This is a genomic window from Legionella busanensis (assembly GCF_900461525.1).
Lineage (GTDB): Bacteria > Pseudomonadota > Gammaproteobacteria > Legionellales > Legionellaceae > Legionella_C > Legionella_C busanensis.
Window position 1 is genome coordinate 2381469 of sequence record NZ_UGOD01000001.1, and the last position, 12713, is coordinate 2394181.

Below are 12713 nucleotides of genomic sequence, written 5' to 3' on the forward strand. Positions count from 1 at the left end.
AAACAGGACTTACAAAAAATACCAAGGTTAAGACAAAAAAGAGGTTTAATGAGGAAGTTTAGATAGATAGACTAAATAACCGAATTAAACCTGTTTTTTTAAAGAAGAGATTAGTGTTTTTCGTAAGCTCTAACAAATTTAACTCGCTAACTTGTCAGATAAAGGACTCCATGATAATGTGGTTTTTCTTTGTGCGGACAATTTTATGCAACAAGTAGTGACAAAATTTGGCGGTACCAGTGTCTCCTCTTTACAAACCTGGGAAAATATTGCACAAATTACAAAGCAGCATATTAAAAGTGGTGTTCAACCTATTATTGTCTGCTCAGCTATGGCTCAAATTTCAAATAAACTTGAGAAAGCAACAGAAGCCGCCTTATTTGATCAACATAAAGCCATTGAAGATGACATTATTGAAAGTTATCTCTCCCTTGCTCAAACACTCAATGTTTCACCCGATTTAATTAAAATTGAGATTGCTCAACTTAATCAATGGTTAACAGGTATTGCACTACTTAAAGAAGCACCTGCTAAAACGCGAGCTCAGATTTTAAGTTTAGGTGAATTAATGATGACCCGACTTGGTCATGCTTTTTTACAAAAAAAAGAAATTTCTTGCCTATGGTTTGATGTCCGTGAAGCTTTAGTTTCAGTACCTGTCGCTGGTAATGATACTATTAATTTTCTAACGGCACGTTGTCATTGTGATCCAAACCCTGAACTTAAAAAAAGGTTACTTAATTCAGGCACACAAGCCATTATTACTCAAGGTTTTTTTGCTGCTAATCCGCAAGGTGATACTGTTTTACTTGGCCGTGGGGGTTCGGACACATCAGCAGGTTTACTCGCTGCCATTGTCGGTGCGAAAAGTTGTGAAATTTGGACTGATGTACCTGGAATTTATACAGCCAATCCTCATCAATTTCCACATGCACGTCTTCTTAAACAACTCAACTATGATGAAGCTCAAGAAATTGCTTCTATGGGTGCTAAAGTTCTCCACCCTAATTGCTTACCGCCCGTACGCCAAGCTAATATCCCTTTGATTGTAAAATACACAAATATGCCTGAACATTCAGGCACACGGGTTACTCAAGATAGTGATGAGCTAGCGCCACCCATTAAGTCAATTCAAATAAAACATAGTATTGTTCTAATTTCTATTGATACTTTAAATATGTGGCATCAAGTCGGCTTTTTAGCTGATGTTTTTGCAGCATTTAAACACCATGGTTTTTCGGTTGATTTATTGTCTTCATCCGAATTTAATGTAACCCTATCTTTAGATACCAATGCAAAGCTTCATGAAAGACATAATCTTGAAGCATTAATAGAAGACTTAAATCAATTTGGTAAAGCAAAAATTATTGAGCCTTGTAGCGCCATTAGTTTAGTTGGTCATCATATTCGTACAATTCTCCCCAAACTAGGCCCTACCCTAGAAGTTTTTGAAGCTAAACAAATATATTTAATGTCATTGGCTTCGAATGACTTAAATTTAACTTTTGTTGTTGATGAATCACATGCAGAAAAACTCTGCCAAAAACTACATAATTTACTTATTGAAAGTAACCCACAAAGTTTTTATTACTCAAAAAGCTGGCATGAGGAGTTTGGCAATCCTGGACAACGTAATATCCCTTGGTGGGAAAATAAACGTGATAAGTTGCTTGATTTAGCATATAGTCATTCACCTTGTTATGTATATGATCGAGAAACGCTTACAACACGCGCAGATGAATTATTAAAATTGCAAGCAATTGATCAACTTTTCTACTCTGTTAAAGCCAATGCTAACAGCGATATTTTAAAAACCTTTTATAAAAAAGGACTAGGATTTGAGTGCGTCTCCATCAATGAATTACAATTCATACTAAAATTGTTTCCGGATATTGATCCAAAACGTATCTTTTTTACTCCTAACTTTGCACCTAAAAACGAATATGAATTTGCTTTATCTCTAAATTGCTATCTAACTATAGATAGCTTATACCCTTTAGAAAACTGGCCAGAATTATTTAAAAATAAATCAATTTTCTTACGTGTTGATCCAGGAAGTGGCGCAGGTCATCATAAATTTGTTTGCACAGCTGGAAATGAATCAAAGTTTGGCATACCACAAAGTGATTTAGAGATAGCTCATAAACTTATTGCTGAACATCGAATTTCTGTGGTCGGCCTACATGCTCATTCTGGTAGCGGTATCTTAACCACAGAGCTATGGCAAAATACGGCACAAATGTTAACGTTGCTATTGTCCTTATTTCCTGATGTTAAAATTGTGAATCTAGGTGGCGGCTTAGGTGTCGTTGAAAAGCCAGGCCAACAACCTTTAGATCTCGCTGCATTAGATGCTGCTTTGCTCGCTGTAAAAACTCGTTTTGCACACTTATCCTTTTGGTTAGAACCAGGACGCTACTTTGTCTCCGACAGTGGCGTTATTCTAGCTAAAGTTACTCAATGCAAAGAAAAGGGTAAAGTACGATTTATTGGTATTGAAACAGGCATGAACTCATTAATACGTCCTGCTTTATACGGCGCTTATCACGAAATTGTTAATTTGACTCGCTTAACAGATGAAAAGACAGATTTTTCGCATGTGGTTGGCCCAATTTGTGAATCTTCAGATACACTAGGATATGATCGTCTTTTTCCTCGAACTTTTGAAAACGATATTATTTTAATTGCTAATACAGGTGCCTATGGCCATTGTATGAGTTCTAATTATAATTTAAGACCTCCTGCACAAGAATTAGTAGTAGATTAACTATGCTTAAGGATAGTAAGCAACGTGAACAAGCAACCGATCCAAAATGTTCTTTTATTGTTCAAGCACCAGCTGGCTCAGGTAAAACAGAGTTATTAACCCAACGTTATTTAAGGTTACTAAGTACAGTAACTTCACCTGAGCAAATTGTTGCCTTAACTTTTACACGCAAAGCAGCCAGTGAAATGCGTGAGCGAATTATAACCGCCTTACAACGCGCAGAACATGGTGTTGAAGCCAATACGCTTCATCAGCAATTAACTCAGCGCTATGCTAAAGACGCTTTAAATCATAGTTTAAAATACAATTGGCAGCTCCTTAAACAGCCAGGTTGCTTAAAAATTATGACTATTGATGCATTGTGTCAAACCATTAGTCAGGCCATTTTTTTAAATGATGAGCAAATTCCTTACGCTAAAGTAAGTGAAGATTCGCACGATCTTTATCAACAAGCAATACGCGATTGGTTAACTGATGTACTTAACAAAGACTTTTTACATAATCCCTTAAAAATATTACTTCATCATCTTGATAATCGCCAAGATCGATTAGTTCTTTTACTAAGTGACCTACTTAAAACGCGGGAGCAATGGTTGCCTGCTGTTTATGCAGCACACGAGCAGACAAAGAAAAATTTTGAACAAGCTCTTTACTTGATTGAGCAACATGAATTACAGCGCTTTCTTAGTAGTTTTCCCTCAATACTATGTGAAGAGCTACGTAAATTATGTTCGCAATTTGCCATGCTTGATTTAGAAATAAATCAATCAAGACAACCACTAAGAGAGTGGACAACAGTTAATCAATTTAATCGCCAAGTAGCAAACTGCTTAGCTTCTTTACTACTAACTAAAGATAATAAGCTACGGAAAAGCTTTGATCACCATGTGGGTTTAAAACGAGATAGTTGTAACAAAGAAACTTATGAGGATTTAAAAACTAGAAGTAAAAATATTTTATATAATTTAAGCAACATTCCACAATTTTTAAAATTATTAATCCGTTTAAAAAATCTTCCAGCTCCCTATTATAATGATGAGCAATGGGAAATTTTACAAGCACTACTTGCACTTTTACCTTTGTTAGCTGCCCACCTACATGTCACTTTTTGTAGCAAAAATCAAGTAGACTTTACTGCTATTTCACAACAAGCTTTACTTGCACTTGGTGATGATTTATATCCTACAGACTTAGCTCTTTACCTTGATCATACGGTTCATCATATTCTTGTTGATGAATTTCAAGATACATCTTTGCAGCAGTTTCAACTGCTTAAAAAACTTGTTCAAGGCTGGAGCCCAGAAGATGGTAAAACATTATTTATTGTTGGTGATCCTATGCAGTCAATTTATCGTTTTAGACAAGCTGAAGTAGGATTATTTATTAAAGCGCGTGAAGAAGGATTAGGTGGTGTTAAGTTAATACCACTTGAGCTTAGTGCGAATTTCCGATCTACTTCAGTGATTGTTGATTGGGTTAATGATCACTTTAGCTCTATTTTTCCTCTTCATGATGACATTGAAACCGGCGCTATTTCGTTTCACGCCTCTAGTGCTGTAATAAATTCATCCACAGAAAGCTGGATAAAGGCGCAACAATTTAACGATAAACAACAAGAAGCAGAAGCAGTTGTTCAATTAGTTGAACAAGAATTAATTAATTATCCAAAAGATACCATGGCTATATTGGTGCGCTCACGTACCCATTTAGCGGAAATAGTTCCTTTGCTGCGACGAAAAAAAATTCCTTTTCAAGGCGTAGAAGTTGAAAAGTTATCAAGTTTGGCACATTTAGTTGATATTTGGTCATTGACTAAAGCGTTACTGATGCCTGCTAATCGGCTAGCTTGGTTAGCTGCTCTAAGAAGTCCCTGGTGTGGCATTTCTTTAAAGGACTTATATCAAATCGCTAATTTTAATAAGCATCGTTCAATTTATTATACACTGGCTCACTTAGATAAATTAACACAATTAAGCAAAGAAGGTTTAATTCGCGCCCGTTATTTTTATACTGTTATGCAACAGGCTTTAAATACTCGTCAGCAAAAACCGTTAATAGAATCCTTAATTGAAATTATCAAACAGTTGCATGGTGATTTACTATTAAGTGATTCACAACAATTAGACATTGAACAATTTTTTAATTTGCTCAATAGATTTACGAAAGATGGGCAAATTAATGATATAAAACAATTTGAAATAGAGTTCAAACGACTCTACTCTCAAAATACGTCGTCTTCACGACTACATATTATGACTATTCATAAATCCAAAGGCCTGGAGTTTGATACTATTATTCTACCGAGCTTGGGCAGTAAATCGCAGCAACAGGATAGACCGCTAATTCGCTGGTTAAAATTACCTAGACAAGTTGGTGATGACTTACTCCTTATGTCTCCTATTCGGGCAGCTCAGCAAGAGCAATGTCTCTTATATAATTATTTATCAGATATTGACGCCGAAAAGGATAGCTATGAACAGCAGCGCCTTTTATATGTTGCTGTAACACGTACTAAAAAAAGGCTTTATCTTTTTGATAATCACCAAAAATTAACGCCTAATACTTTACGTGAATTCTTAAGTAAACAATCATTTACCTCCATAGATTACCCTCCTTCCATATCCAACCTACAAGTGATATTACCTATATTAAAGCGCCTACCTTTAGAGCACTACATACAAGCTAAAGAAATACCACCTCTAGCGCGATCACATATATCAATTGAACAAGATATATTGACCAGCCAAACGAATGAAGCTATTTATGAGTTACTCTATTGGATTTTTAACAATCATCCAAAAGATATTACTGAATTACCTTGGATTATGCTTCAGAAGCGATTGCAAATGATGGGCTTTACTCACAGTGAGCAAACTAAAACCATTCTTACTATTCAATCCCAAATTGCAGCAATGCTAACAAGTGAGCTTGGTCAATGGCTTTGTAAATTGCATACAGATGAACGTAATCAATATGAATTACTAATTAATGAAGATGGCTACATTAAAACGAGATTAATTGATAGAACGTTTTATGATCAGGGTGCCTATTGGTTAATTAATTTTAAAACAACCCCTGCTACCCAAGAACAGCAACGATTAGATCAAGAAGAATTAAATAAAAATATAGAACCTTTAAAAGAGATCATTAAGGTGCCAATGCAGTTAGGGATTTATTATCTTCCAACCCAATTTTGGCTATCTTGGAAAGTCGAAAATAAAGCACAGATTAATACTTGTACATTGCTCTGATCCTATTAATACAAAAAACTTGTATCTCAATCTCTCATTATTTTGCGTTTAACTAGGCATGACTATTCATAAAACCTTACATACCGCAACTTAGTCGCGATATCTAGAACAAAATCGGCCACCTTTGAAAGGTATAGAAATTAATGCCAGAAAATCGCTGATTGCTTTTAGTTAATTTCACCATCTCCTGGATGCCCCGAACAAGTTAGACACGTAGGCGATAGAAGTCAGTAGATATCAGAATATAACTTAGTTTATATTAAATACTTAACATTGAAGCTTTGGAAAAGCCAGACTCTTCCTGATGTTTTAACTCTCTTGCATCAAAAACTTCTATCCCCTGCTGCTTACATTTTTGCAGCTGCTTAATAAAATCATTATTGTTAGGATATAACTCATATAATCTTTGCTCTGAAATTTTATCTATTCTGTTATATTCTAAATCTTCCTCAAATTCTTTTCGATCATAATAAAGCTTTCGCATTTTTATATCTGCGACTTGATCTTGATAATATTTTTTCTTAAAAGTAGATTCGTTTAAAATTTTTATATAGCCCTTAATTTTTTCGATACATTGAGTAATCTGCTGTAATAAATTTTTAACCTGTAAATCCGGTAGCGCTGTAGTAGTAAGCTTAGCTTGATGTTCATCACGCCATAAATTAAAGTGATTTATAAAACTATCAATAGCTTCTTCTTTTTCTTGTATAACGCCATTGTCGCACAACTGATTTAAAGGATGCTTCATTTGCAAGAACTCACGCTGTAATTTATAGAGGCATGGTTCTTTACTCGCTTTGCTACTTCCTAAGTCATCAATTAAGTCAAAAAGAGTCGATTTGTAAGTTTCAGCTTTGTGAATTAAATAAAAGTAATAATTATCTAACGCTTGATCATTTTTTAAGTCATCAAATACCTGACTGACTAATTGTTCTTGTTCAAAATTAAGTTTATCAATAATAATTAGGGCACTTTGCGTTAGTTTTGGTTGATAAGGTTTAGCGCGTGCTTGAGATATTAACTCTTTTGCTAGCTTAATGTGTAATTCTTTATTTTCTAAGGCTTTTAACAAGTTTTCTATTTTTTCTTGAAAATCATCTTTTTTTAAAAAGCTCTCTACCTGAACTAAGTAACTATTAAGAAGTTTGCTATTGTTAATTAGATTATCTTCATCTTGACTTACACTAACAGGTGGTAAATTTTCTTTTATATTTTTAAATGAATTCTGCTTATTTAACTGCTTAAGATAGGCTAATTCCTCAATAGAATAACTAAAATTATTTTCCTTTAAAAAAGCGGATGAGAAATAACTTAAATTGTGTTTATAGTATTCACAATAGCTGTAATTTCGTTTATCCGACTTAGACTGATTAACCAACGCCCTTAACTCTAAAATCTCCTTTCTAAAGCTAGGAACAAAAGGTAAAAAACTAAAAAAGTTCTGAACCCTAAGTCTGAACATGCTTGGTAATTGTTTATCTAAAAACGCTCTCAAAGATATAAATTGCATAATTTTAAATAGTACACCAGGATTTGGGATACTATTATCCATAATGTTGATTTTATGTCAACATGAAATCAAATTTTGTCAATTTGAATAAATTTAAATTTATAAGTTAATCCAATTTACTTTGGTTAACTAAAGCGTCTGATTCTTCTTTTATTAATTGATCAATAACATTTTTTTTCACCGCCCAATTTTTAATAAAGGTTTGATTAATTGCAGTACAATTATCACCAAACCAAGGGCCTAACTGAACTATCACTAAAGGAATTGCGGTTTTAAGACAATTATTAACCTCCTGTTGTATTTCTTTTTTACATAAATCACCTTGTTGATAACAAGAGTCAATCAAATTATTAAGCAATGTTTCCCAATTCTCAGGAGGTTCAGCGCCTAAAAATTCTTTATTTAATATCTTAGGCAAACTATTTTTTACTAGCCATTTTATACGCATAGGCGACATGGGTTTTTGACATAATTTTTCTTCAAAATCTTGTTTTAAATCCTTTCCAATAAGAGATATTTGTTTTAAGTCCGGACAAGATGGTTGTTGCGACTCAGCAAATAAAGGGAGATAAAAAAAGCTAACAGTTATGATTAGAATTATTTTTAATAATTTCATGATCATCCTTAAAATTATTTAATTGAAATTGGTCAATTTACAAATAAATCAATTCAGTTATTATAGTCTAAAAATAATTACCCTATGATTACCATGACTATTTCTTCTTACTCTGGTGAGATTTTACAAACAACTAAAGACGAACTTCTTAATTTAACGGCCGCAGAAATGGACTTTAAATTTAATGAAGAGAAAGAAGGAAGTCACCTTGCAGTTTATCTACAGGCAGGTTTTCCAGTTAATTTCTTACAAAAACATTATCTACCTACTATTAAAGCGAAATTGGAACATATTTACCCTTCTTTAAAAATTGATGTTCATCTAGACTCTTTTATTAAAGCCCATCAAACGCAATTGGCAGGTAAAGGATTACGAGGCGTTAAGAATACAATTGCCATAGCCTCAGGTAAGGGTGGTGTAGGTAAATCAACTGTGACAGTTAATTTAGCTACCGCATTAGCGCGTGCTGGTGCACGTGTAGGAATTTTAGACGCTGATATTTATGGACCTAGCATCCCTTTAATGCTCGGCCAACATAAACCAGTTGAAATTAGTGGAGAACATTATTTACCTGTTAAAGCGCATGGCATTGAAGCAATGTCAATTGGCTATCTCATGCCAAGTGACGAGCAAGCATTAATCTGGCGTGGTCCCATGCTTGCTAAATCTCTTATTCAAATGTTGAATTTAACCTTATGGGACGAACTAGATTATTTATTTATTGATCTTCCTCCCGGTACAGGCGATATTCAATTAAGCTTGGTACAGAAAATTCCTTTAACAGGCGCTGTTGTTATTACTACACCTCAACCCGTAGCAACACTGGATGCTCAGAAAGCAATTCAGATGTTTGCCAAAACAAATATTAATGTATTAGGTATCGTCGAAAATATGTCTTATCATAATTGTAGCCAATGCGGTCATCAAGACAGATTATTTGGTGAAGGTGGTGGACAGAAGTTAGCATCCAATTTCAATCTTCCGCTACTAGGCCAGTTACCTTTAGACCAACATATTCGCAATCACTGTGATATTGGCCAACCTACAGCAATTTTAGCGAATAATGAATTATCAACAATTTTTACTAAAACAGCATTAAATTTAGCCATTAATATAGCAAAAAAACCTTTAAATTACGCCGACCGATTTCCACCTATCGTAGTCGAATAAATTCTAGTGTTTGCGCACTATAACTTTTGATTAGGGTGTGTTGACACTTAGCTCTTACAGATTAGTTAAAAAAGTATTTAAGTCTTATCTACTTTTTTTCTCGTCTTTACTAGTCGAACGGCGACTGGTGTTTTTGAGGCTATTTTTAAGTAACGTCATAAAATCAATTAAATCGTCATTTTTCTCTGTAGGTTCTTCTGCTTTTCTTTTCGTAGTCTTCGTCGATTTCTTCTCTTCAATCCATTTCATTAATGCATCACGATATTCATCATGATACTTCTCTGGCTTCCATTTTGCACTCATTTCATGAATTAGATCAGTAGCAATTTTTATTTCCCGATCATTAATATGGTAAGCTTTTAAGCCTTCATTAGGAAAATCAAATTCATTTTCACTACGAATTTCCTGATGATAACGAATAACATATAAAATCAAAGCTTCTTCATGAGGTAAAATTAAAGTTAGATATTCTCGATTGCGAATGACAATTTTAGCTATACCAACTTTTTCAGTTTTCTTTAAAGCTTCGCGCAATAAAACATATGCCTTTTTATTAGAGCTATCTGGGACCATGTAATAAGGTCTATCAAAATAAAGGGAACTAATATCACTTAAATCGACAAATTCCTCTATATCAATTGATTTAAATGCTTCAGGTGCGGCGTGCTTAAAATCCTCATCATCAAGAACGACATAACTACCTTTTTGAAATTCATACGCTTTAACAATCTCATCCCAAGGAACTTCTTTGCCTGTTTCTGCATTAACCCGCTCATAGCGAACCCGCGATTGATCGCGTGCATCTAAAAGATGAAAACGCAACTCATTTTTTTTCTCAACGGGGTATAAATTGACAGGAATTGCCACTAATCCAAATGATATATATCCTTTCCAAACTGGTTTTGTCATAATTATCCCTGTTATTGATTTTAACCAATCCTTAATTGAGTATAGAATAAAAATAACTGATGTGAATCAGCTAACATACTTTTTGAGTTTATTAAGGCAGGTGTCTAATGCTTATAGTAAAAAGAAATTATAGAGAGTGATATCCAGCAAATTTTGCTGGATATCATGTTGAGGTGATCAATATAGGTAATTAAGCGCCGCCGCCTGTTCCAGTAGCACTACCGCCAGTTGTATCCCCACCACCTGTAGTACCAGTTGTTCCAGCAGCACCGCCTGTAGTTCCAGTACCTGTAGTACCTGTACCGGTAGTACCACCAGCACCTGTAGTACCAGTGCCTGTAGTACCACCAGTGCCTGTAGTACCAGTTGCTCCGGTAGTCGTCGTGGTAGTACCCGTGGTATTAGCGTTATCAGTATGACGGCCAAATAAGAAATAAAGGACAAGAGCAGCGATAACAATAATTCCAATTATCGTTAAAATTCCCGTACGCTCATTATTAACCATGTTATTCTCCTTAAATCATAATTGTTAAAATAAATTAATCTTATTGACCAGCTCCACCTGCACCAGCTCCACTACCACCTGTAGCACCGCCCATTGAGCCCCCTGATGTACCAGTACCACCTGTAGTGCCGCCCATTGAGCCACCTGTTGTACCAGTGCCACCTGTAGTACCTGTTCCCATTGAACCACCTGTTGTACCAGTACCACCTGTAGTACCTGTTCCCATTGAACCATCTGTTGTATCGGTACCACCTGTAGTACTAGTACCCATAGAGCTATCTGTATTACTTGATGCATCAGTACCCATATTAGTACCTGTACCATTTGTATCTACACCATTATCCGTACTCATAGTATCATTAGTGCCATCACCTATAGGATCAGTACCTGTTACATCACCACCTGTAGTATCAGTACCCATAGAATTACCAATACCACTATTATCTGTACCGGTAGTAGTAGTATCGATACCCGTACCGGTATTTGTACCTGTAGTATCAGCACCTGTGCCAGTTGTGGTAGAATAACTACCATTTGAAGAATCATTTGTTGTATCTGAATCAGAAGATGCAGCAGCATTAACAGCAGAAAAGACCATAGTAGTAAGCATTACTGAAAGTATCCGTTTCATAGCAGCGACTCCTTTATTTGTTAATTTAAACATTTTTCTATTTAGAAATGATTAGGAATTTAAACTCTCTATTAATCTTAAGCCGAGTTCATTTATCGTTGATTCGTTACTGATTCCAGCCATTGTTTATGACGTCTCTCATCAGCCCATCCCCTGCTTAATATTTCAACAGAATCAGGCCATATATACTTGTGAGAATTAATGCGTTCATAAGCTGTATTTGTATCTACTTCATTGCTTATCATCGCTTTTAAAATAGCTTCATCACCAAGCATATTTGCTAATACCACTTTACCTTGGGTAAGTAATTGTTTAAGACTAGGTCCATCAGGGGCTTTTTCTTGATGGCTTTCTAAGAGTGCTGTTATTTCTTGGACATGCCTTTGATGATCATTTTTAAATTCAGTTAATTTACTACGGTACTCAGCATTATCAACTCGATTGATAGCTGCTTCATAAGCTTCAATAGCATCATAATCAAGTTCACAAAGCTCGTATAAGGCATCCTTAAAATGCTCTTGGGTTCCAACTAATGTTGTCATTATCATTCCCTTGTTTATAATTAATTGACATCTATATCAAACCATACCTCAGTAAATCCTTTTTACTTCAAGATAAAGTCCTTTATCATAATATTACAAATTTAATAATTAGCAAGCGATTACAGGAAATCAAGGTTAGGGATAAAATAATTAATTTATCCCTAACAGTTGCAGGCTGCCTTTTATTTAACAATAAAAAGCCTATATCTTTTTATCCTGAACTTACCGTCTACTTATCTTCTTCATTACGAAGTGGAATATCCATTTTCTTTTCAATGATTTTCTTTTCCTTTTGCATGGCTAATTCCATTTCCTGTGCTTCATCAGAAGATAATTCTTTTTTAGCATCTTTGAAAATTTCATTTTCTTCTTCTTCAATATGATGCATTAAAGAATCTGCCATTTTTTGAAATAACTTTGTCCAAGCAGCACCATTTAGAGTTTTATCTGATAAACGATCTAACATTTGCTCAACTTCTTCATGCTCTTCTTTAGCATGTGGAATTTCTTCTTTAGTTGCTTCTTCCTTTTTTAAAGGCTTATAAAATACTTTTTCTTCAGCTTTACTATGAATAATAATTTCTTTTTTTAATTGATTAAATAAATCGTCTCGTTGCTCAGTAGCATGGGGATCTAAGTGCAATATTTTATTAATCAGTTCTTTAGCTACCCGATGATCTTTTTTTAGATAGGTAAAAATGGTCATTTTATTCTCCTTATACCTCAATAAATCAGTTCAGATTTAAAATCATGTCGTTAATTAAAATACTAATTTTCTATTGAAAACAACAACTTCTTCAGTCGCGTCCCTT

General features: G+C 34.6%; 10 protein-coding genes. 3 read left to right on the plus strand and 7 right to left on the minus strand.

Going from position 1 to position 12713, the window contains the following annotated elements:
* Positions 1-205: 205 nt before the first annotated feature.
* Both DYH30_RS10620 and DYH30_RS10625 read left to right on the plus strand, forming a co-directional pair.
* Positions 206-2767, plus strand: coding sequence for a bifunctional aspartate kinase/diaminopimelate decarboxylase (locus DYH30_RS10620; protein ID WP_115332560.1), 2562 nt, complete (start codon positions 206-208; stop codon positions 2765-2767).
* 2 nt (positions 2768-2769) lie between these two features.
* Entirely contained in the window at positions 2770-6018 is a 3249-nt protein-coding gene (locus DYH30_RS10625) for a UvrD-helicase domain-containing protein (RefSeq protein WP_115331637.1), read from the plus strand.
* A gap of 259 nt (positions 6019-6277) precedes the next feature.
* Here DYH30_RS10625 and DYH30_RS10630 read toward each other — a convergent pair whose 3' ends face one another.
* Together DYH30_RS10630 and DYH30_RS10635 are read right to left on the minus strand one after the other, a co-directional pair.
* Positions 6278-7570 carry a hypothetical protein gene (locus DYH30_RS10630; RefSeq protein WP_115331638.1) on the minus strand — a complete coding sequence of 431 codons (1293 nt, stop codon included), beginning with the start codon at positions 7568-7570 and terminating at the stop codon, positions 6278-6280.
* Positions 7571-7634: 64 nt separating this feature from the next.
* Positions 7635-8144, minus strand: a complete 510-nt coding sequence (locus tag DYH30_RS10635) for a hypothetical protein (RefSeq protein WP_115331639.1) — start codon at positions 8142-8144, stop codon at positions 7635-7637.
* 93 nt (positions 8145-8237) lie between these two features.
* Between DYH30_RS10635 and apbC the strand changes: the two genes are divergently transcribed.
* A complete protein-coding gene (gene apbC / locus DYH30_RS10640; protein WP_115331640.1) occupies positions 8238-9314 on the plus strand; it encodes an iron-sulfur cluster carrier protein ApbC in 1077 nt (358 codons plus the stop codon).
* Positions 9315-9398: 84 nt separating this feature from the next.
* On the opposite strand, the gene ku is transcribed toward apbC, so the two are convergent.
* From ku to DYH30_RS10665, 5 genes are all read right to left on the minus strand, one after another.
* Entirely contained in the window at positions 9399-10223 is an 825-nt protein-coding gene (gene ku / locus DYH30_RS10645; RefSeq protein WP_115331641.1) for a non-homologous end joining protein Ku, read from the minus strand.
* A gap of 190 nt (positions 10224-10413) precedes the next feature.
* A complete protein-coding gene (locus DYH30_RS18170; protein WP_115331642.1) occupies positions 10414-10728 on the minus strand; it encodes a hypothetical protein in 315 nt (104 codons plus the stop codon).
* Positions 10729-10768: 40 nt separating this feature from the next.
* Positions 10769-11359, minus strand: coding sequence for a hypothetical protein (locus DYH30_RS10655; protein ID WP_115331643.1), 591 nt, complete (start codon positions 11357-11359; stop codon positions 10769-10771).
* 92 nt (positions 11360-11451) lie between these two features.
* Complete coding sequence (locus DYH30_RS10660; RefSeq protein WP_115331644.1) at positions 11452-11901, minus strand: DUF892 family protein; 450 nt, start codon at positions 11899-11901, stop codon at positions 11452-11454.
* Between the two features lie 229 nt (positions 11902-12130).
* Positions 12131-12607, minus strand: a complete 477-nt coding sequence (locus DYH30_RS10665; protein WP_115331645.1) for a hemerythrin domain-containing protein — start codon at positions 12605-12607, stop codon at positions 12131-12133.
* Positions 12608-12713: the final 106 nt, after the last annotated feature.